General features: G+C 62.0%; 22 protein-coding genes, 1 tRNA gene and 1 pseudogene. 15 read left to right on the forward strand and 9 right to left on the reverse strand.

Annotated features, from left to right (window positions below):
• On the forward strand, positions 1–271 hold a 271-nt coding region (locus tag SOX55_RS06140), incomplete at its 5' end, for a PLP-dependent transferase (protein WP_325286564.1).
• Position 272: 1 nt separating this feature from the next.
• Positions 273–1,211 carry a homoserine O-acetyltransferase MetA gene (metA, locus tag SOX55_RS06145; protein WP_325286565.1) on the forward strand — a complete coding sequence of 313 codons (939 nt, stop codon included), beginning with the start codon at positions 273–275 and terminating at the stop codon, positions 1,209–1,211.
• A 229-nt stretch (positions 1,212–1,440) separates the two neighbouring features.
• Here metA and SOX55_RS06150 read toward each other — a convergent pair whose 3' ends face one another.
• Together SOX55_RS06150 and SOX55_RS06155 are read right to left on the reverse strand one after the other, a co-directional pair.
• Complete coding sequence (locus tag SOX55_RS06150) at positions 1,441–1,944, reverse strand: hypothetical protein (protein ID WP_325286566.1); 504 nt, start codon at positions 1,942–1,944, stop codon at positions 1,441–1,443.
• A gap of 210 nt (positions 1,945–2,154) precedes the next feature.
• Entirely contained in the window at positions 2,155–3,345 is a 1,191-nt protein-coding gene (locus tag SOX55_RS06155; protein ID WP_325286567.1) for an ATP-grasp domain-containing protein, read from the reverse strand.
• A gap of 149 nt (positions 3,346–3,494) precedes the next feature.
• On the opposite strand from SOX55_RS06155, the gene SOX55_RS06160 reads away from it, so the two are divergent.
• Together SOX55_RS06160 and SOX55_RS06165 are read left to right on the forward strand one after the other, a co-directional pair.
• On the forward strand, positions 3,495–4,241 hold the full coding sequence (locus SOX55_RS06160) for an esterase family protein (protein ID WP_325286568.1): 747 nt from the start codon (positions 3,495–3,497) through the stop codon (positions 4,239–4,241).
• Positions 4,242–4,253: 12 nt separating this feature from the next.
• Complete coding sequence (locus SOX55_RS06165; protein ID WP_325286569.1) at positions 4,254–4,556, forward strand: hypothetical protein; 303 nt, start codon at positions 4,254–4,256, stop codon at positions 4,554–4,556.
• 56 nt (positions 4,557–4,612) lie between these two features.
• Here SOX55_RS06165 and SOX55_RS06170 read toward each other — a convergent pair whose 3' ends face one another.
• Complete coding sequence (locus SOX55_RS06170) at positions 4,613–6,163, reverse strand: helicase HerA-like domain-containing protein (protein ID WP_325286570.1); 1,551 nt, start codon at positions 6,161–6,163, stop codon at positions 4,613–4,615.
• 208 nt (positions 6,164–6,371) lie between these two features.
• Between SOX55_RS06170 and SOX55_RS06175 the strand changes: the two genes are divergently transcribed.
• Positions 6,372–7,790: an MATE family efflux transporter gene (locus SOX55_RS06175; RefSeq protein ID WP_325286571.1), complete on the forward strand. Its 1,419-nt coding sequence runs from the start codon at positions 6,372–6,374 to the stop codon at positions 7,788–7,790.
• 370 nt (positions 7,791–8,160) lie between these two features.
• On the opposite strand, the gene SOX55_RS06180 is transcribed toward SOX55_RS06175, so the two are convergent.
• From SOX55_RS06180 to SOX55_RS06190, 3 genes are all read right to left on the reverse strand, one after another.
• Entirely contained in the window at positions 8,161–8,835 is a 675-nt protein-coding gene (locus tag SOX55_RS06180; protein WP_325286572.1) for a methyltransferase family protein, read from the reverse strand.
• 145 nt (positions 8,836–8,980) lie between these two features.
• A complete protein-coding gene (locus SOX55_RS06185; RefSeq protein ID WP_325286573.1) occupies positions 8,981–10,297 on the reverse strand; it encodes an IS1595 family transposase in 1,317 nt (438 codons plus the stop codon).
• Positions 10,298–10,469: 172 nt separating this feature from the next.
• A tRNA-Leu gene (locus SOX55_RS06190) sits at positions 10,470–10,553 on the reverse strand.
• Positions 10,554–10,715: 162 nt separating this feature from the next.
• Here SOX55_RS06190 and SOX55_RS06195 point away from each other — a divergent pair.
• Both SOX55_RS06195 and SOX55_RS06200 read left to right on the forward strand, forming a co-directional pair.
• Positions 10,716–11,579: a pyridoxamine kinase gene (locus SOX55_RS06195; RefSeq protein ID WP_325286574.1), complete on the forward strand. Its 864-nt coding sequence runs from the start codon at positions 10,716–10,718 to the stop codon at positions 11,577–11,579.
• 5 nt (positions 11,580–11,584) lie between these two features.
• Positions 11,585–12,766, forward strand: a complete 1,182-nt coding sequence (locus SOX55_RS06200) for an MFS transporter (RefSeq protein WP_325286583.1) — start codon at positions 11,585–11,587, stop codon at positions 12,764–12,766.
• Between the two features lie 41 nt (positions 12,767–12,807).
• On the opposite strand, the gene SOX55_RS06205 is transcribed toward SOX55_RS06200, so the two are convergent.
• The 3 genes from SOX55_RS06205 to ftsH form a co-directional block, all read right to left on the reverse strand.
• Complete coding sequence (locus SOX55_RS06205; RefSeq protein WP_325286575.1) at positions 12,808–14,079, reverse strand: helix-turn-helix domain-containing protein; 1,272 nt, start codon at positions 14,077–14,079, stop codon at positions 12,808–12,810.
• Between the two features lie 350 nt (positions 14,080–14,429).
• A complete protein-coding gene (locus SOX55_RS06210) occupies positions 14,430–15,392 on the reverse strand; it encodes a hypothetical protein (protein ID WP_325286576.1) in 963 nt (320 codons plus the stop codon).
• Between the two features lie 118 nt (positions 15,393–15,510).
• Positions 15,511–17,628 carry an ATP-dependent zinc metalloprotease FtsH gene (gene ftsH / locus SOX55_RS06215; protein ID WP_325286577.1) on the reverse strand — a complete coding sequence of 706 codons (2,118 nt, stop codon included), beginning with the start codon at positions 17,626–17,628 and terminating at the stop codon, positions 15,511–15,513.
• Positions 17,629–17,838: 210 nt separating this feature from the next.
• Between ftsH and rlmB the strand changes: the two genes are divergently transcribed.
• From rlmB to SOX55_RS06255, 8 genes and pseudogenes are all read left to right on the forward strand, one after another.
• Positions 17,839–18,609: a 23S rRNA (guanosine(2251)-2'-O)-methyltransferase RlmB gene (gene rlmB / locus SOX55_RS06220; protein WP_325286578.1), complete on the forward strand. Its 771-nt coding sequence runs from the start codon at positions 17,839–17,841 to the stop codon at positions 18,607–18,609.
• A 28-nt stretch (positions 18,610–18,637) separates the two neighbouring features.
• The gene (locus SOX55_RS06225; protein WP_325286579.1) at positions 18,638–20,767 is read left to right on the forward strand and encodes a hypothetical protein; all 2,130 of its coding nucleotides are present in this window, start codon (positions 18,638–18,640) and stop codon (positions 20,765–20,767) included.
• A 298-nt stretch (positions 20,768–21,065) separates the two neighbouring features.
• Entirely contained in the window at positions 21,066–23,138 is a 2,073-nt protein-coding gene (locus SOX55_RS06230; protein ID WP_325286580.1) for an elongation factor G, read from the forward strand.
• A 210-nt stretch (positions 23,139–23,348) separates the two neighbouring features.
• Positions 23,349–23,912 carry an NADH peroxidase gene (locus SOX55_RS06235; RefSeq protein ID WP_325286581.1) on the forward strand — a complete coding sequence of 188 codons (564 nt, stop codon included), beginning with the start codon at positions 23,349–23,351 and terminating at the stop codon, positions 23,910–23,912.
• A 98-nt stretch (positions 23,913–24,010) separates the two neighbouring features.
• Positions 24,011–24,565 (forward strand): annotated as a pseudogene (locus SOX55_RS06240) (flavin reductase); the annotation flags it as partial.
• 18 nt (positions 24,566–24,583) lie between these two features.
• The gene (locus SOX55_RS06245) at positions 24,584–25,201 is read left to right on the forward strand and encodes an NADH peroxidase (RefSeq protein WP_325286584.1); all 618 of its coding nucleotides are present in this window, start codon (positions 24,584–24,586) and stop codon (positions 25,199–25,201) included.
• A 62-nt stretch (positions 25,202–25,263) separates the two neighbouring features.
• Positions 25,264–25,776, forward strand: coding sequence for a ferritin (locus tag SOX55_RS06250; RefSeq protein ID WP_325286585.1), 513 nt, complete (start codon positions 25,264–25,266; stop codon positions 25,774–25,776).
• Between the two features lie 183 nt (positions 25,777–25,959).
• Complete coding sequence (locus SOX55_RS06255; protein ID WP_325286582.1) at positions 25,960–26,880, forward strand: NAD(P)-dependent oxidoreductase; 921 nt, start codon at positions 25,960–25,962, stop codon at positions 26,878–26,880.
• Positions 26,881–26,915: the final 35 nt, after the last annotated feature.

Raw genomic sequence — 26,915 nt, forward strand, 5'->3', positions numbered from 1 at the left:
CGGCTGCGGGGTGGTGTCCTTCGAGCTGAAGGGCGGGCGCGCCGCGGCGGAGGCCTTCATGAAGCACCTGAAGCTGGCGGCCATCGAGACCCATGTGGCCGACGCCCGCACCTGCTGCCTGAACCCCGCCACCTCCACCCACCGCCAGATGACCGACGAGCAGCTGGCCGCCGCCGGCGTCCCCGCGGGACTGGTGCGGATGTCCTGCGGCCTGGAAAACAGCGCCGACCTCATTGCCGATATTGCGCAAGCACTGGAGAAGGTGAACTGACATGCCCATTAAGATTCCCAACAACCTGCCGGCAGTGGAGACCCTCCACCGGGAGAATATCTTCGTCATGCCGGAGGACCAGGCCATCAGCCAGGACATCCGCCCCCTGCAGATCCTGCTGGTGAACCTGATGCCCAAGAAAATCCAGACGGAGACCCAGCTGTCCCGGCTGCTGGGCAACACGCCGCTGCAGATCGAGCTGGAGCTGGTGGCCCCCAGGAGCCATGAGCCCACCAACACGCCGCCGGAGCACCTGCAGGCGTTCTACAAGACCTTTGACGACGTGAAGGACCGCACCTTCGACGGCTGCATCATCACCGGCGCGCCGGTGGAGCTGATGCCCTTCGAGGAGGTGGACTACTGGCAGGAGCTGTGTGAGATCATGGAGTGGACCAAAACCCACATCCACAGCACCTTCCACATCTGCTGGGGCGCCCAGGCGGGCCTCTACTACCACTACGGCGTCCAGAAGCGGGAGCTGCCGGAGAAGATGTTCGGCGTGTTCCGCCACAACGTGGAGTACAAGCAGTCCATCCTGTTCCGGGGCTTTGACGACAGCTTTTACGTTCCCCACTCCCGCCACACCACCGTCAGCCGGGCGGACGTGGAGGCGGTGCCGGAGCTGCGGATTCTGGCCTCCTCGGCGGAGGCGGGCATCTACGCCGTGTTCACCAAGGGCGGCAAGCAGATCTTCATCATGGGCCACTCGGAGTATGACGGCGACACCCTGAAGCAGGAGTATCTGCGGGACGTGGCGGCGGGGAAGCCCATCGCCCTGCCCAAGAACTACTTCCCCTTTGATGACCCCCAGCAGGAGCCGATTGTGTCCTGGCGTGCCCACGCCAACCTGCTGTACAGCAACTGGCTGAATTACTTCGTCTACCAGACCACCCCTTACGATATTCAGGACATCCGCTACGGCAAGCGGACGGACCGGTGAGCAAAAGCCGCCGCAGGGAAACCCTGCGGCGGCTTTTTTGCGTTCTCCAAAGCGGCTTTGCCGCTTTGGAGAATAGGGGACCGCGGCCCGCTGCGCGCACTCGCTGCCTGCTTATGGCAGCCAGCTCGCACACTTGTGGGCCGAGAAGTGTTTTTCCCGACGTACACGCCGCCGGGAAAAACGGATTTCACTTTTTTCGCGCCTGCGGGCGCGAATTCTACGAAGTTTTTCAGTGGGTGGGGCACAGCTTTCCCAACAGCCAGTGGGAAAAGGGCGCGGCGGCGAACATGTTCCAGAAGAAGGCCATGGGGAAGTTCTTCAGCAGGGTTCCCACCCAGATGGCGGGCAGCTGGGTGATGGGGGCGCCTGCGAGGCAGACGTTGAACAGCAGCGACGCCGCCAGACTCATGGTGGGGCACATCACCGCCACCGTGCCCGCCTGGCGCAGCAGCCGGCAGAGGTAGGGGTTGTCCCGGCGGGGATCGCAGTGCCGGGCGGCGAAGGCGGCCCCCAGCCGGTTGCCCCACAGGTTGGAGAACAGGAACACCAGCAGCCCCATGTAAGAGGCCTCCTTCAGGGCGTCCCAGAACACCGGGTTGGTCATGTTGCTCAGACCTCCGGCGGTCATGTGGACCCCCTCCTTGATGGCCACGTTGTAAATCTCCATGCCGTAGGCCATGGCATAGGACATGATGAGTCCGAACAGGACCCCCTGGGCTTTCGTTTTGGGCATCGCTTTTTCCTCCGTTTTCTTTCTGTTTCGACCCGCCTGCCAAAAGAAAAAAGCGCGTGACCTCCCTCCCTGGGAGCGTCACACGCTTTGCGTCGGCTACACGGCAACTTCTTTTTTAGCACAAATTTTTTCCCGCCGCAAGCGTTTTTTCCTGCCGGGACGGAAAAAATCCCCGCCTGCCGGGAGGCAGGCGGGGATGCTTCCGGGGTGTCAGGCCAGCTCGAAGGCGGTGCGGACGAACTCGTCCACCTCCTCAATGGTGTCGAAGCAGGCGATGGCCACCTGGTTGCCCATGGTGCCCGCCAGGGCGTCAGGCATCCGGGTGAACAGTCTGGCGTGGCCGCCGCAGCGCTGCTGCAGCTCCGGCAGGGTCAGCGCGTAGTGGTTCTCGTCCCGCCGGCCGGCGTAGACGCAGTAGCTGTGGGGGCCGTCGTAGCGGTGGCGCAGCTCGTCAAAGGCCACCATGTCCGCCCAGATCTGATACACGTCGGCGCTCTGGCTGAAATTCAGCATGTCGGGGGTGAAGCCGCCGGCGGGGCGCATGTTTACCTCCAGGGCCACGATGTCGCCGGTTTTGCCCAGGCCGGGCTTGTCTGCCGTCAGGCGGAAGAACTCCAGGTGGAAGAAGCGGCTGGAGGCGCCGAAGGCTTTCAGGGTGGCCTTGCCGGCGGCCTCCACGTCGGCGGGCACGTCCTTGTCCACGTAGTAGTAGGTGGGCACGTGCTCGTTCACCATGTCCATGATGGAGTTGCGGGTGATGTGGCTGGCGGCGAACAGCACCTCGCCTCTGGAGTTGCACACGCCGTCATAGGTGGTGACCACGCCGGGGACGAACTCCTCCATCAGATAGGCCGCGTCGGGCTTGTCCCGGAAGAAGGCCGCCACGTCATCGTCGGATTTCAGCTTGTAGGTGGCAATGGCGCCCACGCCGTTGTCCGGCTTGGCCACCACGGGATAGCCCACCTCATGGGTGAAGGCCAGGGCGGCGGCCTGATCCGTCACCGGCAGGCACCGTGCGCAGGGGATGCCCGCCTTTTTGTAGTATTCCTTCATGGCCTGCTTGCTCTTGTAGCGGCCGATCTCGTGGGCTTTCAGACCGGTGGAGATGTTGAAGTCCGTCCGCAGTTGGGCGTCCTGCTCCAGCCAGTACTCGTTGTTGCTCTCCACCCAGTCGATTTTGCCGTAGTTGGCGGTGAAGTGGCCCAGGGCCCGCAGCACCTGGTCATAGTTCTCCAGGGTATCCACCTTGTAGTACTCCGTCAGGGCGGAGCGCAGGTCCGGGTGCAGCTGGTCATAGGGGCAGTCGCCCACGCCCAGCACGTTGACGCCGTTTTCCTTCAGCCGGATGCAGAACCAGCGGTAGGCCTCCGGGAAGTTGGGGGAAACAAACACAAAATTCATGATGATCCTTCTCTCTTCTTCAGGACTTTACAGCAAAATTATACCCTGATGCCCGGCGGTTTGCAAGGGGTGTGCTTGCCCTGATGCCGTTTTTGTGGTAGAATACCCCCAAAACACAGGAAAAACCCCTGAAAAGGAGCTGATCTGCGGTGCACACCGAATATCATAAGGAATACAGCCCCCGGCTGGGCCGGGACATGGAGTTCAAGGTCTACGGCCACGGCGGCAAGCCGGTGCTGGTCTATCCCTGCCAGAACGGCCGGTTCTTCGACTGGGAGGGCTTCGGCATGCTGGACACCCTGGGAGACTATCTGGAGGGGGGACGGCTCCAGCTGTTCACCGCGGACACCATCGACGCCGAGAGCGTCTCCGCCAAGGGGCAGGACCCCTGCGGCCGGGTGCGCCGCCATGAGGCCTGGTTCGGCTACATCACCGAGGAGCTGGTGCCCTGCATCCGGGAGATCAACGGCACCGGGCAGGACCTGCTGGTGACGGGCTTCTCCATGGGTGCCTACCATGCCGGAAACACCTTCTTCCGCCGGCCCGATATCTTTGACAGCCTCATCGCCCTCTCCGGTCTCTATGACACGGAGGACATGTACGGCGGGTACATGGACGAGGTGGTGTACGCCAACGATCCCTGCGCCAGCATTGCCAACATGCCGGCGGACCACCCCTACATCGATCTGTACAACCGCCGGAAGATTGTCATCTGCGTGGGCCAGGGGGCCTGGGAGGACCAGCTGCTGGCGGGCACCCGCCGGCTGGACGAGGTGCTGCGGCGCAAGGGCATCCACGCCTGGGTGGACTACTGGGGCTATGACGTGAACCACGACTGGCCCTGGTGGAAAAAGCAGATCCGCTATTTCCTGCCCTACGTGCTGGGCGAGGGCTGAGAGGAGGCGGCCATGAAATTTCAGTATACCCCTCAGCTGCGGGAGTACATGAGCAAGCGGAGCCGGACCACCGTGCTGGTGGAGCTGGTGGAGATTAACCACACGGACCTGGACGTGACGGAGTTCCACGTCCGGCTGGCGGACGAGAAGACGAAGGCCCACTTCCTGACGGAAAAGCGCTACCGCCGGGTGGAGACGGAGGAGGGGGACGTGCTGCTGCCGCCCCTGCCGCTGAAGGTGGAGGACACCGTCACCTTCGGCCTGAAATCCTTCCTGGGCTTCAAGTACCTGACCTGTCAGGGCATCAAGGTGTGAGACAAGAGCCGCGGACCCGTGGGTCCGCGGCTCTTTTGCGGCTTTTGGGGAAATTTTCAGCGGCGGAAGGTGCCGAACAGCCCCCGGACGATCTGCTTGCCCACTTCCCGGCCGATGGTGTTGGCGGTGGAGTTTACCGCCTTCTCCAGCGGCGTCTGCCGCCGCCGGGAGGAGGTGCTCCGGGAGGAAGTGGTCCGGGCAGGGGAGCAGGAGGTGGTTCTGGGGGCGGGCCGGGCGGCGGCACGGGCCTTTTCCCGCTCCCGGGCGGCCTTTTCCCGGGCCTCCCGCTCCGCCTGCTTGGCGGCTTCCTGTTCCGCCTGCTCCCGCAGCTCCGTCAGCACCTCGTAGGCGGACTCCCGGTCCTCCATCTCGGCGTACTTCTCCTGCAGGGGGCTGGCGTCGATGACGCCGCGCAGCGTCCCGTCCTCCACGGCACTCATGGAGCTGCGGGGCGGCAGGATGGCGGCCCGGTCCACCACGGAGGGGACGCCCTTCTCGTCCAGCACCGATACCAGCGCCTCGCCCACACCCAGGGCCTGCAGGGCCTCCTCGGTGTCGAAGGCCGGGTTGGCCCGGAAGGACCGGGCGGCGGAGCGGAGGGCCTTCTGGTCGTTGGGGGTGTAGGCCCGCAGGGCGTGCTGCACCCGGTTGCCGATCTGGCCCAGCACGCTGTCCGGCAGGTCGGAGGGGTTCTGGGTGATGAACCACACGCTGACGCCCTTGGACCGGATCAGCCGCACCACCTGCTCCACCTTTTCCACCAGCGCCTTGGGGGCGTCCTTGAACAGCAGGTGGGCCTCGTCAAAGAAGAACACCAGCTTGGGCTTGTCCAGGTCGCCGGCCTCCGGCAGCATTTCATACAGCTCCGACAGCATCCACAGCAGGAAGGTGGCGTACAGCAGCGGGTGCTGGAACAGCTCCTGGCACTCCAGAATGTTCATAACGCCCCGGCCGTCCTCCGCCCAGGCCACCCAGTCCGCCAGGTCCAGTGCCGGCTCGCCGAAGAAGATGTCGCCGCCCTCGTCCTCCAGCTCCAGCAGCGCCCGCTGGATGGCGCCCACGGACTGGGAGGAGATGTTGCCGTAGGTCAGCTTGTACTCCTTGGCGTTGTCGCCCACGTACTGCACCATGCTCCGCAGGTCCTTCAGGTCCAGCAGCAGGAGCCGGCGGTCATCGGCGATGCGGAACACAATCCGCAGCACGCCGCTCTGGGTCTCGTTGAGCCCCAGCAGGCGGCTCAGCAGCTCCGGGCCCATTTCGGAGATGGTGGTGCGCACCGGCAGGCCCCGCTTTCCGTACACGTCCCAGAACTCCGCCGGATAGGAGACGTAGCTGAAGTCCGTCAGGCCCATGGTGTCGATGCTGCGGCGGATGTGCTTGTTTTCTTTGCCCGGGGCGCACATGCCGGTGAGGTCGCCCTTGATGTCCGCCAGGAACACGGGAACCCCCATGTCGCTGAAGGACTCCGCCAGCAGCTTCAGCGTGACGGTTTTGCCGGTGCCGGTGGCGCCGGCGATGAGGCCGTGGCGGTTGGCCATGGAGGGCTCCAGGTAAATGGGAGCGCTTCCGGTGGCCAGCCAGATCTTGTGGGTATCTTTCAGGTACATGGAAAATACCTCCTTCTCGTTTTTACATCTGGATTCTACCATAAGAATGTCCGGCTGTCTACGGCGGAGCGGGGAAAGAACCGCCTCTGCGGAACTGCTGAAAGCGGCGGCCCCGGCAGCGGGGAAGATTGTGCAATTGGCATTGTTGACATTCTCCAAAGCTGGTGCTACGATTTTGTGCGATTTCGATGAAGTACGGAGGACCCTTATGGCTGACAATCGCGGAAAAGACCTGACTTCCGGCTCCCCCATGAAGCTGCTGGCGGCGTTTACGCTGCCGGTGCTGCTGGGGATGCTGTTCCAGCAGTTTTACAGCATGGTGGACACCCTGGTGGTGGGCAAATACCTGGGGGTGGAGGCGCTGGCAGGGGTAGGCTCCACCGGTGCCATCAGCTTTCTGGTGCTGGGGCTGTGCAGCGGCATCTGCTCCGGCTTTGCCATCCCCGTGGCCCAGAAGTACGGCCAGCGGGACGAGGCGGGGCTGCGGAAGTACGTGGGCAACATGATCTGGCTGGGGACGGTGCTGGCCCTGCTCATCACCCTGACCACCACGCTGCTGTGCCGCCGGACCCTCCTCTGGATGCACACCCCGGCGGATACCTTTGAATACGCTTACCGCTATATTTTCCTGATCTTTCTGGGCATCCCGGCCACCATGCTCTACAACCTGCTGTCCGGCATCATCCGCTCCCTGGGGGATTCCCGGACGCCGCTGCTGTTTCTCATCTTCTCCAGCCTGCTGAACGTGGCGCTGGATGTGGCCTTCATCGTGGCGCTGGGGATGGGAGTGTCCGGCGCCGGCTGGGCCACGCTGCTGAGCCAGCTGATCTCCGGGCTGTTGTGCCTGTGGTACATGGCCCGGAGCTTTCCGGTGCTCCGCCTCAGCGGGGCGGACCTGCGGCCGGACCGGCGATACGCCGCCAGGCTTCTGATGATGGGCCTTCCCATGGGCCTGCAGTACTCCATCACCGCCATCGGCAGCATTCTGCTGCAGACCGCCGTCAACGGCCTGGGGGCCGTGGCCATGGCCGCCGTCACCGCCGGCAGCAAGGTGGGAATGTTCGCCTGCTGCCCCTTTGACGCCATCGGCACTGCCGCCGCCACCTTCGCCGGGCAGAACCTGGGCGCCGGCAAGCCGGAGCGCATCCACGCCGGGGTGAAGGACTGCGCCCTCATCGGCACCGTCTATTCGGTGGTGATTCTGGGGGTGCTGTACCTGTGGGGCGGAAACCTGTCGGGACTATTTCTGGAGGCGGGCAGCGCCTCCGCCGGGGAGATTCTGGCCCTGAGCCGCCGGTATCTGCTGGCCAGCGCCCTGTTTTACGTGCCGCTGCTGTTTGTGAACCTGCTGCGCTTTACCATCCAGGGCATGGGCTACTCCAACCTGGCCGTTGCCGCCGGGGTGCTGGAAATGGCGGCCCGGGGTGTATTCGGCGTGTGCCTGGTGCCCTGGCTGGGCTTCACCGCCGTGTGCTTCGCCAGCCCCGCCGCCTGGATCATGGCGGATTTGTTCCTGTTTCCAGCCTATTTCCACTGCCTGAAAAAGTGGGGCTTCCGGCCGGGAAAACAGGCGGAGGAGAGGGCGGCCGCCCGCCCGGTTCCCGTCCCGGCGGCGGAGCGGCTGTAAACACGTCGCCCTGCCCCCCGCCGCAGCGGAAGTTTCTCCGTCGGCGAAACTTGCACCAAACAAAAGCAGCTTGCCATGCAAGCTGCTTTTTGTTTGGAAAGCATGAAGACTTTCGAGGTATTGACTTCCCGCTCCGCACACAACCCAACCGCGAACCCAGCGGAGCAGATCGCGGTTGGAAAGGAGGAGCGACGGAGTGAATGAGCGATGACTTTTTAAAATAAGTCTCTGTCCGAGATAAGTATTGGTGTGTATAACTGACCTTTTTATTCATTTTTTATGAATGCCCAATGAAAAGGAGCAAGGTGTATCGACCTTGCTCCTCCTATGGGATATACTATTCAGTTCAACAAATTGGAAGCTGTATTACTCACCAAACATAAGGAATAAGCCTGTATTTTGTTTCGTTGCAGTAATCACAATACCCGTCCAACTCTTCCATTAACATTTTTTCTTCATCCATAATTCTGAAAACAATTACAATGATTAGTGGTAAAGCAATAAGTATTCCGAGCAAAGAACCCAAAGAAAAAGGTGTTGCCAGAATGACTAATCCAGCGCCTAAATACATTGGATGACGCACCTTTGAGTATATTCCAGACTTGATAACCTTCTGATTGTCCATCACTTCTATCGCACGCGAGGCAAAAGTGTTCTCTTTGAAAACTTTGAATACAATGACAAAACCAGCAACGACACAAATATCGGCTATTAGCGAAACAGCAAATGGCAAAGTGCTCCATTTGTTTCGATAATCAATCACGGGAATAACAATCAAAGCAATAAACAACACCCCCGCGATGCTTTGACCTATTATCTGTTTCGGCCTTGTTTCCTGCGGAATGACTCTTCGTTCAATGAGTGCGGGGTCTTCTTTCAGAAAATATGTTGTGATTACAAGCGTTGGAGTGCAAAAAGAAATCCAGAAGAGCCACCCCAAGACAAACCTCCAATCATTTGCTATGCCAAAAATGAGTCCCAAAAGCACCAAAAAGAAAAACACAACTGATATATATGTCAATAAAAACAATTTGCTTTTTTTCATACTCTTTACCCTGCTAATTCAAGTTTGTCTAACTGTTTCTTTGTCTGTATAGACGAAAAGAACAGTAAAAAGTTCCGAACGATGGCTATATTATAGCATACTTCGGTCTATTTGTCTCATTCCAAAAACGAAATTTAAACTTTTTTTAGCCTAAAAGCCCTTTCAAGTCAAAGGAAATCGGCTTGTCCTTAAACTTGGCAAGCGGTATTTTCTTCGTCTGATTGGATAACAGAGTGATAATATCATAGGCTTGGTCAAGATAGGATTTGTCCTTGTTCTTTTCAATCCAATAGAACAGAGCCAAATAGTAGTCGAGGAACTTGGAACTAACACCGTGATACAGATACATAAAATCACTAATGTTGTGGTGGTAGCCGTTGATATGACCGAGACTGTACCCACCGCTTGTATGTTTTCCACTTGGGATTTGCTTTAAAGGTATCTTATGCTTGTTGGCTACCGTCTTATATGCTCTGTGGCTGTCTGTAACCAAAACAGTGTCTTTTGAGAAGTGAGTGACAAGGGCTTGTTCGATATGAGTTGGCTGTATTCTGCCGACACAAACAGTCTGCAAAAAGTGGTTTTTATCCCTGTCCACACAAGACAGACAGCATACTTGCTGATTGCTGATACCCCTCTTTTTCTTCTGCTGTTCGTTCAGAGTTTTTAGGACTTGAATGACTTTTTCTGTATCCATACGGTTTAGGGCATTAGAGAACTTCTCTTGTGACTGCAAATCATCTTTTTCAACAAAGTTCAGCAACTCGTTTCTATCCAACTTTGCATTTTTGTGGAGGGAATGCAAGAACTCAGTATCAAATCCTTGTTTCTCAACATATTCAAGTTTCTTATCTAACTTTCTATGGGTGTATGGCATTCTGCCAAGTGTACCCAAGAAGAACATAGGGTCTTTTATATCCTTGAAAGACAAGGGATAGTAATACTCGTCACTCTCTGCCAAACTTCTGAAATCGTCCTGATTGCTGACAAACTGATGGAGAACAGCACATATCCTATATCTGTTGTGTAATACTGTCTGTTTGTTGATACGGAGATTTTTGGCTATGGTACGGCAACTCTCACCTTGTAAGGTCAACTTGATAAACTCAATCCATTTGCCAATAGACATTTTGGAGCGAAAGGCAACTGTGCCGTTGGTATCTCCAAATGTCTTTTGACAATCCTTGCAGAAGTATCTCTGTCTGCCAGTTCTTGTTCCGTTCTTGATAACTTTGACAGAACCACAAATAGGGCAGACAACAGTATCCAAGTCTTGGTTTTGGGCATAACTTCTCCGTTCTCTGCAACATTGATAGAATACCTTTTCTTCCTTTGTCAGTTTGGATTTGGCACTCCGCTTTATTTGCAGAGCGGTCATTAACTCTTGGATTTGCTCGTCTGTGAAATCAGCAATAGCAATTTGTTTATGAATATCATTATAAGTTGAATTAAAATCAGACATAAAGTACCCCCACAAAATTGTTTTTGTAAGGGAATATAGTTTTTTATGTCAGCAGCAATTCTGTTTATGCATAATTATCTGTAAAAATGTATATTTTTTGCTCACCAATACTCATCTCGGACAGAGACTAAAATAAAAAGTCGTCGCGAACGATACGAAGTCCGCGACGACGTGGTGCGCCTGAAGGGACTCGAACCCACACGCTAAAAGCACGAGAACCTAAATCTCGCATGTCTACCAATTCCATCACAGGCGCGTATTTCATTTTCGGAACCGGGGGCCGGAAGCGGGAAGCTTCCGTGTCTGCCGGCTTTGCACGCCGGCAGATGTGACATTCATTATATCACGGCCTTCGGGCTTGAACAATAGGAAAATTTGCGATAGAATAAGCTGACTTTGCAGAAAGGGGGGGATTCACATGGCGACGCCAAAGGTGGCTGCCATCCATGACCTGTCCGGCTTCGGCCGCTGCTCCCTGACGGTGGCGCTGCCCGTCCTGTCCGCCATGGGGGTTCAGTGCTGCCCCCTGCCCACCGCCTTCCTGTCTACCCACACCGGCGGATTCGAGGGCTTTACCTTCCTGGACATGACGGAGGAGATGCCTAAGGCGGCCCGCCACTGGGCGTCCCTGGGCCTCCGGTTTGACGCCATCTACAGCGGCTTTCTGGCCGGCCGGCGGCAGATCGGCATTGTGGCGGACTTCATCCGCACCTTCCGGACGCCGGAGACCCGGGTGATTGTGGACCCGGTGATGGGGGACGACGGCTCCATCTACCAGACCTACACCCCGGAGCTGTGCGCCGGAATGGCGGAACTGGCGGAGCTGGCGGATGTCGTCACCCCCAACCTGACGGAGGCAGCGCTGCTGCTGGGCTGGGACTACGGTTCTCTGTTCCGCCCCGGCGGCCGACAGGACCCGGACCGGCTGCGCCGGGCGGCGGAACTGCTGAGCCGGAACGGGAAGCGGTCCGTGGCCCTCACCGGGGTGTCGGAGGCGCCGGGGCGCACCGGCGCGCTGTGCTATGACGCCCGCTCCGGCAGTCTGGAGACCATCCAGACGGATTTCGGTGCCCATCCGCTGCTGGGCACCGGCGACATTTTCGCCAGCGTCCTCACCGGCGCGCTGGTGAAGGGGGCCTCCCTGGGGGAGGCGGCCCGGCAGGCGTCGGAGTTTATCCGGGCCTGCGCGGAGCGGACGGTGGCGGAGGATCTCCCGCTGCGGGAGGGCGTGGATTTTGAGCCTCTGCTGGGGCTGCTGACGGACAAGGAGGGGACGCTGTGAGCCGGATGCCGGATATCAGACAGGTGAGCTGGGGCTATTACCGGATGCAGATCGGCTTCTGGGGGATGCTGGGGTCCTTCAACGGCTTCCAGACCGCCATCGTGCTGGACCGGGGCTTCACCAGCGGACAGGCCGGCATTTTCATGGCGGCGTCCTGCCTGTCGGGCATTCTGTGCCAGCCCATCCTGGGCAACTGGGCGGACCGCCACCCGGAGGTGTCCCTGAAGTGGCTGTTCGCCGCGCTGATGGCGCCGGCGGTGGCGCTGAACCTGCTGTTCTACTGGACCCGCCCGGCGTTTGCGCCCACGCTGCTGATTTTCCTGCTGCTGGGCGTGCTGGAGCTGAACTCCTACCCCATCATCGACTCCATGGCCATGCAGTATATCAACACCGGCATGGACGTGCCCTACAGTCTGGGCCGGGGTCTGGGAGCCTTTTCCTACGCGGTGGTGTGCGTAGTGGAGGGCCAGCTGACGCAGCGGCTGGGGGTCCAGTCGGCGCTGCTGATCCACTTCGCGCTGCAGCTGGTGATGATCGGCTTCTGCGCCCTGTTTCCCTCCTTCCCCAAGGAGGCGCTGCCGCCCCGGGAGGAGCAGGCCCGGCCCCATTCCGCCTGGCAGCTGCTGCGGAGCAACAAGCCCTTCTCGCTGATGCTGGCGGGCTGCTTTTTCGGCATGGTGGCGGTGATGCCCATTGTCAGCTTCCTGGTGAACATGGTGGAGGCCAAGGGCGGCGACAGCGGCGACCTGGGTCTGGCGCTGTTCCTGATGGCGGCGTCGGAGCTGCCGGCGGCCTTCGTGTTCCAGTGGCTCCGCCGGCGGATGAGCAGCCAGCGGATTCTGCTGCTGTCCATCGTGTTCATGATTCTCAAGCCCTTGCTGTTCATGGCCTCCGGCAGCCTCACCATGCTGCTGCTGGTGCAGCCCATCCAGCTGTTCGGCTACGGACTGTTCACCCCCGCCAACGCCTACTTCGCCAACGAGAGCGTGGCGCCGGAGGACCGGGTGCAGGGCCAGTCCCTGAAGTCCCTGCTGACCAGCGGACTGGGCAACGTGGTGGGCAGCCTCCTGTCCGGCTTCATTCTGGACTGGGGCGGTGTCAACGCCATGCTGACGGTGTGCGCCCTCAGCGGCTGCGTCGGACTGGGCTTCGGCATCGCGGCGGTGCGCTGTGTAAAAGAACCATAAAAACGATGAAAATTCCCCGGAGAAGTTCTCCGGGGAATTTTTTACCACTTCCAGCCATCGGGGGAGGAGATGCCGTCAAAGCTGTCCGGCCAGGTCAGTTCCTGCTGCCCGTCCCGGTTTCCGATGATATAGGGGACGTCGCTGAACACCAGCGTCCGGTTATATTCGTCCGTCACCACGGCGGCGAACCGCAGCTCGTCGTCGCCGGACATGGGCACCGCCGTCTCCGGGAAATGGAAACAGTCCGAGTCGGGGGGCAGGTCCAGCCAGCCCGGTGTCTCGCAGGGCTCCGCCCAGGCCACCAGCTGCCGGTTCCGGAACAGACCCACCCGGATGCCGGCCAACTCCGACCGGCCCACGGCGCTGTTGACGGCGTCAATGGAGCTGCCGCTGCTCACCGCGACCTCCAGATCCGGAACGGTGACGGCGCCGTTTTCCACCGGCAGGAACAGGGTGTCATACACGTTCACATCCAGGTTGGAGGGAAAACTGTTGGTGTACAGACCATCGTACTGGTCCAGCAGCTGGGTCTGCCGGGTGCCGTCGGGGTAAGTGAACACCACCGAGAGGGTGATGCTGTCCGTCAGACGCACGGTCAACGGGGCGGAGAATTTTCCGTCGGGGCCAAGGCTGGCGGGAATAAAAGCGGTTCCGCCGCCGGCGCAGGTGGTAAATTCCGCCGACATACCCTCTACATAGGTTTTTGGTACGGCATAGGCCTGAAACTGGATGATGCCCTCTTTCAGATTCGCACCGATAATCTCTGTGCCGTAGTCGGCGGTCAGGTCGTTCTGGGATTTCAGCACCTCCTCCACCCGGTTGGAGATGGAGTCGATCTGCCCGGCTACGCTGCGGTCCACCCGGCTGATCTGGTTCTGCAGGTCATTCTGCAGGTTGTCATAGCGGCTGTTCAGTCGGTCCAGCTTGCCGTTCAGGGTGATCAGCACCCCGCACAGGCACACCGCCGCCGCGGCGACAGCAATTTTCACCAGCCGCCTCCGCCGGGGCGGGACGGGCTTCGGCAGGGCGGCGATGTACCGCTCCGCGATCTCCTCCGCCAGCTTCAGCTGCTGCTCTGTCAGCTCCTGGGGCGGCTGCTCCTGGGGCGCGGCGGGTTCCTCCACCCCCAGCAGCCAGCCCACGGTGACGCCGAACAGCTTCGCCAGGGCCACCAGCTTGTCAATCTCCGGCAGGGCGGTGTCGGACTCCCACTTGTAGATGGACTGGCGGGATACCCCCAGCCGTTCCCCCAGCGCCTCCTGGGAGAGGCCCTGCTCTTTTCGCTTCTGGGCGATGCGCTGCCCGATGGTCATGGGATCACGTCCTTTCTCATGCCGGAGCGTACCACGGCGGGGGTTGGATTTGCCACCAACCGGCGGGCGATTTTTGTCAACCCACGGTTAGCAGGGCCGGGAAATCCTTGCGGTATAAGAAAGCCCGGCCTGCTGGGCAGGCCGGGCTTCTGATGCGGACGGCAAAGAGCAAGGCGGTGTGTCGCTTTCCCGGTCCGTGACTTCAGTGAATCCTTATGGTTAAAAAACCGCACATCCCGCAAAAATGGGGGCATACATACAGATGGACGTCCGTGCAGGCCTGCCTGCGCAGGGGTACTTATACTCCACCGACCTTGCCGCTGTCAGTATACCACACCGCGTGGCCGGGTTCAACCCTCTTCCGGTTTATTTTTGATCCGCGGCGCAAAGCCCATTTCTTCCATCTCCAGCCGGAATCTCTTGGGCAGGGTGATCTGCTTTACCCGCCCCTTCTCCCACATGGAGTCATCCATGTAGACGGAATACACATTGTAGGAGTCCAGCACAGCGTCCGGCAGCGCCGCGGCAATGTACTTCATGGGCAGCTTCACATCCCGCTCCAGCGCAAGCCCCATCAGACTGCCGCCGCCCCGCCAGCTGTCGAAAAATCCGGCCCGGCCCCTGCGGTCCAGCACCACATAGCCGTTCCACCGGCGGGTGCGCCGGCCCCACTGCACCGCGGCCTGGATCAGCATGGCCTGCTCCAGTGTCATCTCCGCCAGAAAGCAGAGCTGGTTTTCACAGGTGGTCTCGTGCCATGCCTCATAGGCGGCGCTGCGGAGATACCCCTGCAGCCCGTTCTTCGGATTGGTGATCCGGTGCAGTGCGTCGGCCAGCTCCGCCTTGGTGTGGCCCTGCTGCTTGGTCAGCCAGACGATGCCGGCCCTGTCGTACAGCCGGTAGCCCACGCCGTACACAGAACCGTCATAACCGGGGGACAGGGTGTTCAGACTGTAATCACTGCCGGCGTCCCCGGTATCCACCAGAATGTCGCAGCGGCAGCGCCGGTCCAGATACTCCCGCACCGGCAGGCAGACCCGCGCCAGCCCGGCCAGCTCCTCCGGCGAAAGCTCCGGCGCCTCCAGCTGCCCGGCCAGCGCCTCCAGCTCCCGGCGGGCCAGCTGCTCCATCAGGGCGTCAAAGTTCTGCCTGGGCTGTTGGCTCCAGCCGGTGCCGTCAAAAAAGATCTGCTTCAGCTCCGGCTGCTCCAGCTCCCGGAACGGCGGACAGATGCGGAACGTTCCGTCGGAATCCCGGTGATACCCCAGACGTTCCAGTCCGGAGGCAAGCTGTTCTCTGCGCTGCGAATCCATGGTGGTTCCCTCCCTGAAAGATGATTCTCTACAAAATAGCACACTTTTTCCGGCTTTGCAACACTGCCGCGGGGGACAGGGAAAAAAGGAGCGCCGGACGGCGCTCCTTTCCGCGATGTTACGGGTTGGAATCTCCGGAAGGGCCGTCGGAGGCGTCCTCCGGCGATGCTTCCGGCTCTCCGGCGGGAGATTCCGGTTCCTCTGCCGGGTCCTCCGGGGTTTCGGCGGGGGCCTCGATCTTCCGGGAGATCATGTGGACCTTTCTGGCGGGGGCCTCGATGCCCTCGGGGCGGGAGGCGGTGGAGGCGTAGGCGTTCTCCTCCAGCTCCGGGTCCCGGCCCTCGATGATGGCCACCATCTCCCCGCCGGTGATGGTCTCCTTCTCCAGCAGGTAGGCCACCACCTTGTCCATATCCTCCCGGTTGGCCTTCAGGATGGACACGGCCTCCTTGTAGCACTTGTCCAGAATCTCCTTCACCGCCCGGTCCATCTGGGCGGCGGTGTCCTGGGCGCAGTCCATGCCGTAGCCGCCGTCCAGATACTGGCTGCGGCGGGAGGCCAGGGCCATCATGCCGAACTCCTCGCTCATGCCGAACATGGCCACCATGTTCCGGGCCACGTTGGTGGCGTCCTGAATGTCCTGGGAGGCGCCGTTGGTCATGGTGTTCATCACCACTTCCTCGGCGGCCCGGCCGCCCATGGACACGGTGATCTTGGCCATCAGCTCGTCTTTGGTGCGCAGCTCCGTCTTGTCCTCCTCGGGCATCAGCAGGGTGTAGCCCAGAGAGCCCTGGGTGTGGGGGACGATGGTGATCTTCTGCACCGGCTCGGTGTTTTTCTGCTTATAGGCCACCATGGCGTGACCCACCTCGTGGTAGGCCACCAGCTTTTTCTCGAACTCCGTCAGGACGCTGCCCTTCTTCTCCGTGCCGGCGATGACCAGCTCGAAGGCGGCCAGGAAGTCCTCCTGGGACACCAGCTTGCGGCCCTTGCGGACGGCCCGGAGGGCGGCCTCGTTCACCAGATTGGCCAGGTCCGCGCCCACGCAGCCGGCGGTGGCCAGAGCCACCTTTTTCAGGTTCACGTCCTCCCCCAGCTTGATGTTGCGGGTGTGAACCTGCAGCGTGGCCAGACGCCCCGCCAGGTTGGGCCGGTCGATGACGATGCGCCGGTCAAACCGGCCGGGACGCAGCAGCGCCTGGTCCAGCACCTCGGGGCGGTTGGTGGCCGCCAGCAGGATGATGCCCTTGGTGGGGTCGAAGCCGTCCATCTCCGCCAGCAGCTGGTTCAGGGTCTGCTCCCGCTCGTCGTTGCCGCCCATGCGGTTGTCCCGGGATTTGCCGATGGTGTCGATCTCGTCGATGAACACAATGCAGGGGGCCACCTTGCTGGCCTCCTTGAACAGGTCCCGGACCCGGGAGGCGCCCACGCCCACGAACATCTCCACAAAGTCGGAGCCGGAGATGGAGAAGAAGGGCACGTTGGCCTCGCCGGCCACGGCTTTGGCCAGCAGCGTCTTGCCGGTGCCCGGAGGGCCTACCAGCAGCGCGCCCTTGGGCAGCTTGGCACCGATCTCCGTGTACTTTCCGGGGTTGTGGAGGAAGTCGATGATCTCCGTCAGGGACTCCTTGGCCTCGTCCTGGCCGGCCACGTCCCGGAAGGTGACGCCGGTGGACTTCTCCATGTAGACCTTGGCGTTGGCCTTGCCCACGCCGCCGATGCCGCCGATGCCGCCGCCCCGCTTGGCCATGATGCGGGCGAGCAGGGAGAACATCAGCATGATAAACGCGAAGGGCACCACGTAGCTCAGCAGGATGCTGAGGGCCATGGGCATCTGGGCCTTGTGGGGCTGGGTGTACTCCACGCCGTGCTGGTCCATCAGGGGGATGAGGCTTTCGTCGTTGGCCCAGCGGTGGGTGTAGAACTCCACGGACCCGGCCTTGTACTCCTTGCCCTCGCTGTCGGTGTAGACGTAGTCCTTGTCCGGGGTGATCATCAGCAGACCCGTCTCGGAGTCGTATTCCACCCGTTCGATCAGGTCCTCCTCCACCATGGTCTTGAACTCGCTGTAATCCACCTCCACCTGGGTGGAGGCGTCCATGGACTGGTTCATGTAGGTTCCGGCGGAGCTGAACAGCACCGTCAGGATCAGTGCCCAGGCCACCAGGGTGAACACGCCCCGCATGTTGCTGCCGTTCTTGCCGCCCTGGGGCTTTTTGTTGTCGTTCTGGTTCATTCCATTACTCCTTTCCGGGCGGCAAAGGGGACAAACGGGCCGCCCAGAGTAATGGAAGTATAACACACAACGCAGTCGCTCACAAGGACGGGGGACGGATTTTTGATGAAATTTCTGTGAATTTACTTTATTGTAACGCCGCCCTATGGTATACTGATGGCTATATGTGAGAAACCTCCGCCCGGCGGCGGAGGGGGAAAAGGAGAAACCATGGACAACGAGAAGAGAAAGCTGCCGGAGGCGGAGGCCGACGGCGTCATCGAGGGCCGCAACGCCGTCATTGAGGCGCTGCGGGCCGGCGTCACCATCGACAAGATCTATGTCATGAAGGGGGAGACCGACGCCACCCTGGGCCACATCGCCTCCACCGCCCGGGCCAAAGGCATCGTGGTGGTGGACGCCGACCGGCGGAAGCTGGACGGCATGAGCCGCACCCACGCCCACCAGGGCGTCATCGCCCTGGCCGCCGTCCGGGCCTACACCACGGTGGAGAGCATGCTGCGGACCGCCGCCGACAGGGGGGAGCAGCCGCTGCTGGTGGTGTGCGACGAGATTTCCGACCCCCACAACCTGGGGGCCATCATCCGCACCGCCGAGTGCGCCGGCGCCCACGGCGTCATCATCCCCAAGCGCCGCTCCGCCGGCCTCACCGCCGTGGTGGGCAAGACGTCCGCCGGCGCGGTGGCCTACATGCCGGTGGCCCGGGTGCCCAACATCCCGGCGCTGCTGAAGGACCTGAAAAAGCAGGGCGTGTGGGTGTTCGGCACCGCCGCCGACGGCAACACCACCCTCTACGGCGCGGACTTGAAGGGCCCCGCCGCCATCGTCATCGGCAGCGAGGGGGACGGCATGAGCCGTCTGGTGGCGGAGAACTGCGATTTTCTGGTGAGCATCCCCATGAAGGGGAGAATCAGCTCCCTCAACGCCAGCGCCGCGGCGGCCATTCTGCTCTACGAGGCAGTGCGCCAGCGGATGGGCTGAGCAGACCAACAGACCGGGAGAGACGGGAATGGCCGACAGGAACGGAAAAAGTGGATATGACGACGTTCTGGACCAGGCCCGGGACCTGATCCGGGACGCGGACAGCGCCGGGGAGGAGTACTCCCTGGAGGAGATTCTGGCGGAGTACGGCGGCGGCACGGAGCGTCAGCTGCTGCGGGACGCGGTGCCGGAGGAGACTGCCCCGGAGGAAACCGTGCCGGCGGAGCCGGAAGGGGAACCGGCGGCGGAGGACACCGTCCCCCTGCCGGAGCTGAAGCCGGCCCGGAAGGCGCCGGAGCCGCCCCGGAAGCCGTCCCCTCCGCCGAAGAAGGAACCGGAGATTCCGCCGCCGCCCCGGCCCCTCACCATGGAGGAGATGGTGGGGCGCACCGTGGACCAGGTGATGGAGGAACAGGCGGCCGCGGCGCCGGCAAAGCCCCGCCGGTGGCTGTTTTCCCGCCGCCCGGTGGAGGAGACGGAGGAGCTGCCCCCGCCGCCGGAGCCGGAGGAGGAAGAGCCGGAGGAGGAACCCATCGGCCCGGAGCCGCCTCTGGACGAGGCGGCCTCGGAGGCCCGGCGGGCGGAGAAGAAGCGGCGGGAGATGCTGCCTGCCGCCTGGTGCGTCACGGCGCTGCTGGCGGGGCTGCTGGCGGCGGATAGCCGGGGCGTGGAGATCCCCGCCTGGACCGGGGACACCCGATTGCAGACCATTGTGTTTCTGGCGGCGCTGGCGCTGGTGAACCTGTGCTGCCGGGGCGTGTTCGCCCGGGGCTTCCGGCTGCTGGCCCGCCGGCGGTGCTCGGCGGAGCTGGTGACCTCCCTGGCAGCCCTGGTGACGGCGGGGGACTGTGCCGCCGGGCTGCTGCTGCCCGGACGGACGGCGGCGCAGCCCTATGCGCTGCCGGTGTGCGCGGCGCTGTGCTGCGCCCAGTGGGGCCTTGTGCTGCGGGAGAAGGGATTGTATGACGCCTACCGGGCGGCGGCCATCACCACGGAGCCGCCCTATCTGGTGACGGACCTGCCCCAGGGCACCGGAAAGCAGCGGGGCCGGGTGGAGGGCTTTTATCAGGACAGCGTGGCCGATGACCTGTCCCAGAAGTGGCAGACGGCGCTTTTGCCGGTGATTCTGGTGGGAACGCTGGTGTTCGGCGGCCTCACCTCCCTGGGGAAGGGCCGGGGGGCGGACTTCCTGCTGTGCTGGTCCGCCGTTCTGGCGGCGTCGGCCTCCCTGGCGCTGCCCCTGTCCTGGAGCCTGCCCTGGTCCCGGCTGTCGGCCCAGCTGCAGAAAAGCGGCTGCGCCCTGGCGGGCTGGGGCGGCGCGGCGGCCATCAGCCGCCGCCGGACCATGGTGCTGACGGACCTGGACCTGTTCCCCCCCGGCTCGGTGCAGCTCAACGGCATCAAGGTCTACGGGGAAAAGGTGCCCCACGCGGTGTCCTACGCCGCGTCGCTGGTGCGGGCCGCCGGCAGCGGCCTGGAGCGGCTGTTTGACGAGCTGCTCCGCAGCGAGGGGGGGCACTACCGGGAGCTGAGCGATTTCAGCTTCTACGAGGAGGGCGGCTGCTCCGCCGTCATCCGGGGTGAGAGCGTCCTGCTGGGCACCGCGCCCTTCCTGCGGAAGATGGACGTGCGCCTGCCGGGCAACCTGAACCTGCAGACGGGACTGTATCTGGCGGTGGACCGGCAGCTGGTGGCGGTGTTCGCCGTGAAGTACAAGCCCCCGGAGAACGTGGACTGGGCGCTGCGGATGCTGCGCCGCAGCCGCATCACCCCCATTCTGGCCTCCCGGGACCCCAACATCACCCCGGCGCTGCTGAAGCGGAAGTTCAGCCGGGCTGTGAAGGTGGAGTATCCGCCCCTGGCCGCCCGGCTGGCGCTGTCGGAGCTGGAGCAGGGAAGGGGCCGCCCCCGGGCGCTGCTGCTGCGGGAGGGCCTGCTGCCCTACGCCGAAACGGTGGCCGGCGCCCACCGGCTGCGCCGCGGCGTCAGCCTCTGCACCCAGCTTTCGCTGCTGGGCAGCGGCGCGGGAATGCTGCTGGCCTACTACCTCTGCTCCGCGGAAGCCCTGGCGCTGATGACGCCGCTGATGCTGCTGGCCTTCCAGCTGCTGTGGCTGCTGCCGGTGGTGCTGCTGACGGCGTGGACGGTGCGGTACTGAGGCGGTTAACCGATTTCAGCCGGAGAAAAAACGGAAAAACAGGGACCCGCGGCGGTGAAGGGAGGGAAAATTTCCCCTCTCTTTCCCCGCGGGCCCCTGTTTTTTCTGCGTCTGTCACAAATTTACACCGGCTTTTTTCGGCCTCCTGCCCAAAATGTTGAACCTGCCAAAATTTTGATTGTATTGCCCGCTGAATTGTTGTATAATTTCTACATTGGGCGGAGCACGCCCAAAATACGACCTCGTTTCCGGCTTTGCCGGTGAACAGCGGAACCCGAAGTTAAGGAGAGGAACGAACATGAGCTATTCTGTACAAAACATCCGCAATGTCTGTCTGCTGGGCCACAGCGGCAGCGGCAAGACCGCCCTGGCGGAGAGCCTGCTTTACATGACCGGCGCCATTGAGCGCATGGGCAGAGCTGCGGACGGCAACACGGTCTGCGACTACGATCCCGAGGAGACCAAGCGGAAGATTTCCATTTCCGCCGCCGTGGCGCCTCTGGACTACAAGGGCTGCAGAATCAACGTGCTGGATACTCCGGGTGCGTTCGACTTCTCCGGCGAAGTGATGGAGTCCCTCCGGGCCGCCGACGCCGCCATCATCGTCTGCTCCGCCAAGGACGGCATCTCTGTGGGCCTGGAGAAGGCGTGGAAGTACTGCGAGGAGCGGAACATGCCCCGCTTTGTCTATATCTCCAAGACCGATGAGGACAACAGCGACTACAACGCCACCTTCGACGCCCTGCGGGAGCGGTTCGGCAAGAAGATTGCCCCCATCGTGGTCCCCATCTGGGACGGCGACAAGAAGGTCACCGGCATCATCGACGTGCTGAACAAGCGCGCCTATGAGATGCACAACCTGGAGCGGGTGGAGATTGAGGTTCCCGCCGACAAGGAGGACGTCATCACCGAGTTCAACGACGCCCTGAAGGAGTCCGTGGCCGAGACCTCCGAGGAGTTCATGGAGAAGTTCTTCGGCGGCGAGGATTTCACCTACGCCGAGATGATCCAGGGCCTGCGCCAGGGCGTCCGGGAGCTGTCCATGTTCCCCGTGCTGTGCGGCTCCGCCGTCAACTGCATGGGTTCCCTGATGCTGATGGACCACATCGTGGACCTGCTGCCCAACCCCATGGAGGGCAACTATCACAAGGCCACCCGTCAGGACGGCGAGACCGAGGAGTTCGTGGTCTCCCCCGGCGGCGTGCCCACCGCCTTCGTGTTCAAGACCGTCTCCGACCAGTACGGCAAGTACTCCTTCGTGAAGGTCCTGTCCGGTGAGATCAAGGCCGATATGCCCCTGGTGAACAGCCGCACCGGCGCCGCCGAAAAGCTGGGCCGCCTGTACGTCATGCGTGGCAAGAAGGCCGTGGAGGTCAAGGAGCTGTCCTGCGGCGACATCGGCGCCATCGGCAAGATGGACAAGGTGAAGACCGGCGACACCCTGTGCGACACCCGTAAGGTGGTCGCCCTGAAGAACATCCCCTTCGCCGAGCCCTGCTACTCCGTGGCCATCGCCCCCAAGACCCGCGGCCAGGAGGACAAGATCGCCCAGGGTCTGGCCCGCCTCAACGAGGAGGACCCCTCCTTCTCCGTCACCAACAACGCCGAGACCCACCAGATGGTCATCTCCGCCGCCGGCGATATGCAGGTGGACGTGCTGGTGTCCAAGCTGAAGAGCCGCTTCAACGTGGAGGCTGAGCTGAAGCCCGTCCGCGTGGCCTACCGTGAGAAGATCCGCAAGACCGTCCAGAAGCAGGGCCGCCACAAGAAGCAGACCGGCGGCAGCGGCCAGTTCGGCGACGTGTGGATCCGCTTCGAGCCCCAGAGCGAGCAGGATGATATGATCTTCGCCGAGGAAGTGTTCGGCGGCTCCGTGCCCAAGAACTTCTTCCCCGCCGTGGAAAAGGGCCTCCGGGAGGCTTGCGTCCACGGCCCCCTGGCGGGCTATCCCGTGGTGAACCTGAAGGCCGTCCTGTACGATGGCTCCTATCACCCCGTGGACTCCTCCGAAATCGCCTTCAAGACCGCCGCTCAGCTGGCCTTCAAGGCCGCTCTGCCCGAGGCCAGCCCCGTTCTGCTGGAGCCGGTGGGCGAGCTGAAGGTCACCGTGCCTGACAGCTACATGGGCGACGTTATCGGCGACCTGAACAAGCGCCGCGGCCGCGTGATGGGCATGGATCCCACCGGCGACGGCGAGCAGGTGATCACCGCCGAGGTTCCCATGGCCGAAATGGGCAGCTATGCCATCGACCTGCGGTCCATGACCCAGAGCCGCGGCACCTTCGTGTTCCACTTCGTCCGCTATGAGGACTGCCCCCCCGCGGCCCAGGAGAAGGCCATCGCCGAGGCGAAGGCCATGGCCGAGGAATAATCCGAACATTTCCCAGCACAAAGGACTGCCTCCGGGCAGTCCTTTGTGCCGGGGAAAATGCATGAGTTTAATGAAAAAAAGTTTCGCTTTGTTGCGAAAGCAACTGTTCAAACAAGGACTTTTCCGATATACTAAAGCCAGTCTGAGAGGTCCGAAAGGAAAAACAGAAAACGATAATATTTGAATATAATATTTAAGGAGGAAATCATTATGAAGAAATGGGTCTGCCAGGTTTGCGGTTATGTTTGGGAGGGCGAGACTGCCCCCGAGAAGTGCCCCCAGTGCGGTGTTCCCGGCTCCAAGTTCACCGAGCAGAAGGGTGAGATGAGCTGGGCTGCCGAGCACGTTGTGGGCGTGGGCAAGTCCTTCGGCGCCGACGTGCCCGAGGAGGTCCAGAAGGAGATCATCGACGGTCTGAACGCCAACTTCATGGGCGAGTGCACCGAGGTTGGTATGTATCTGGCCATGGCCCGCGTGGCTCATCGCGAGGGCTATCCCGAGATCGGTGAGTATTGGCGTCGCGCCGCTCTGGAAGAGGCTGAGCACGCTGCCAAGTTCGCCGAGCTGCTGGGCGACGTGGTGACCGACTCCACCAAGAAGAACCTGGAGATGCGGGTTGAGGCCGAGAACGGTGCCACTCTGGGCAAGTTCGAGCTGGCCAAGCTGGCCAAGAAGTACAACCTGGACGCCATCCATGACACCGTCCACGAGATGGCCCGGGATGAGGCCCGCCACGGCAAGGCTTTCGCCGGCCTGCTGAAGCGCTACTTCTGATTATCAACCGGTTCAAACGCTGCGGGCTGGGTGGGAGCGAATCCTGCCCAGCCCTCTTTCAACGAGGCGGTTTTATGGATACGAAGGCACTTTACAATATGACCTACGGCCTGTTCCTGCTGACCGCCCGGGAGGACGGGCAGGACAACGGGTGCATCATCAATACGGCGATCCAGGTGGCCAGCGACCCCACCCGCATCTCCGTCGCGGTGATCCGCAAGAACAGGACCTGCGACATGATTCTGAACACCGGTGTGTTCAATGTCTCCGCCATCTCCGTGGACGCTGAGTTCCCGCTGTTCCAGCGGTTTGGCATGCAGTCCGGCAGAGACGTGGATAAGTTCAGCGGCTTTGCGGATGTGGCCCGCAGTGAAAACGGGCTGTACTATCTGACGAAGCAGGCGAATATGTACCTCTCCGCCAAAGTGACGGAGCACTTTGATCTGGGCAGCCACATCCTGTTTGTGGGCGAGCTGACGGACGCGGTGCGGCTGTCGGAGGCGGCCTCCTGCAGCTACAGCCACTACCAGAGCAGCATCAAGCCCCGGCCCAGGCGGGCGGAGAAAAAGCAGTGGGTCTGTTCGGTCTGCGGCTATGTCTACGAGGGCGAAACCGTGCCGGAGGACTTCCTGTGCCCCCTCTGCCACCACGGCAAGGAGGACTTTGTCCTGGTGGGCGGCGAGGCGGCTAAGGCGGAACCGGCTGCTCCGGCGGCGGAGACCGGCGGGAAGAAGTGGGTCTGCCAGGTTTGCGGTTATGTTTGGGAGGGCGAGACTGCCCCCGAGAAGTGCCCCCAGTGCGGTGTTCCCGGCTCCAGATTCAGCGAGCAGAAGGGTGAGATGAGCTGGGCGGCCGAGCACGTTGTGGGCGTGGGCAAGTCCTTCGGCGCCGATGTGCCCGAGGAGGTCCGCAAGGAGATCATCGACGGCCTGAACGCCAACTTTACCGGCGAGTGCACCGAGGTGGGCATGTACCTGGCCATGGCCCGTGCGGCCTGCCGCGAGGGCTATCCCGAGATCGGCGAGTACTGGCGCCGCGCCGCTCTGGAAGAGGCGGAGCACGCCGCCAAGTTCGCCGAGCTGCTGGGTGACGTGGTGACCGACTCCACCAAGAGGAACCTGGAGCTGCGGGTGGAGGCGGAGAACGGCGCCACTGCCGGCAAGTTCGAGCTGGCCAGGCTGGCCAAGCAGTACAACCTGGACGCCATCCATGACACCGTCCACGAGATGGCCCGGGACGAGGCCCGCCACGGCAAGGCCTTCGCCGGTCTGCTGAAGCGCTATTTCTGATTTCAGACACGCCTCAGGGCAGCCGCCGCTGCCCTGAGAAAGAAAAAGAGAAAGAGGTATTTATCATGGATCAAAAAGTGCAGGATCTGCTGATGCAGCAGGTGAACAAGGAATTCTACAGCGCCTATCTGTATCTGGATATGGCCAACTACTTCATCGACAACGATCTGGACGGCTTCGGCAACTGGTACACCATCCAGGCCCAGGAGGAGCGGGACCACGCCATGCTGTTCATCAAGTATCTGCAGAACAACAGCGTGGCCGTCAAGCTGGACGCCATCGCCAAGCCGGACAAGGTGTTCAACGATCCCATCGACCCGCTGCTGGCCGGTCTGGAGCATGAGAAGTATGTGACCTCCCTGATCCACGACATCTATGACGCCGCTTACAGCGTCAAGGACTTCCGGGCCATGCAGTTCCTGGACTGGTTTGTCAAGGAGCAGGGCGAGGAGGAGACCAACGCCGACTCCCTGATCAAGAAGTACAAGCTGTACGGCAACGATCCCCGCAGCCTGTACCTGCTGAATCAGGAGCTGGCGGGCCGGGTGTACAGCGCCCCCTCCCTGGTGATCTGATGATCCGCGGAAAACAGAACCGGCAGGACGAAAGTCCTGCCGGTTCTTTCAGATTGCGGAAAAGCCCCTCGGCGTTCGCATCTGCAAGGACGAAACGGAGGAAATCCGTTTTTCCGGCGGCTTGCTCTTTTCCGGCCGGGGGTGTATGATTTTGCCATCTGAACGAGAGCGGAGGAGCGGGGCATGAAGGTGGCGGTGATCGGCAGCTTTCCGGCGGAGACCAGAAAGCGGATACGGAAGTGCTTTCCAGCGGACTGGCAGGTGGAGATCGGCCCGGAGGAGATGCTGCCGGGTGATGTGGAGGCGGTGATTCCGGAGCATGTCCGGGTGGATGGCGCCTTCCTGGACCGGGCGCCGGGGCTGCGGATGGTGCAGACCGGCGCGGGGTATGACAACGTGGACCTGGCGGAGTGCCGCCGCCGGGGCATTCTGGTGTGCACTGCCGCCGGAGTGAACGCGGCGGCAGTGGCGGAGCACACCATGGCCATGCTGCTGTGCTGGTACAAAAACCTCCTTCCGCTGGACCGTTCCCTCCGGGACGGCAGGGCACTGCTGGACTATACCGGCGGCGAGCTGGCGGGAAAGACAGTGGGCGTCGTGGGCCTGGGGGCCATCGGCAGCCGGGTAGCCCGGTACTGCGCTGCCTTTGACATGCGGGTTCTGGGGTACAGCCGCCATCCCGGCGCGCTGCCGGGCGTGGAGACAGCGGACCTGGATACGCTGTTCCGGGAGTGCGACGTGGTGACGCTGCACCTGCCCCTGAACGGGGAAACCCGCCATCTGGTGGGACAGGCGGCCTTCGGGAAGATGAAGCCCGGCGCCCTGCTGATCAACACCTCCCGGGGCGGGGTGGTGGATGAGACGGCCCTCGTCCGGGCCCTGGGGAGCGGCACCATCGGCGGTGCCTGCCTGGACGTGTTTGAAGAGGAGCCGCTGCCGGAGGACAGCCCTCTGCGGACGCTGCCCAATGTCATTCTGACGCCCCACACCGCGGGCTTTCCGGACGGCGTGAAATTCCATGAAAAGCGGTACCGCTTCTTCGCCCGGAATATTGCCCGGGCCTTTGCGGGGGAGACGCCGGAGAACCTGCGCGGCGGAACCTGACGCGAACCCCCGCCTGCCGGAGCATCTCCGGCAGG

Origin of the sequence: Dysosmobacter sp., assembly GCF_034093755.1 — a bacterium.
Taxonomy (GTDB): Bacteria; Bacillota; Clostridia; order Oscillospirales; family Oscillospiraceae; genus Oscillibacter.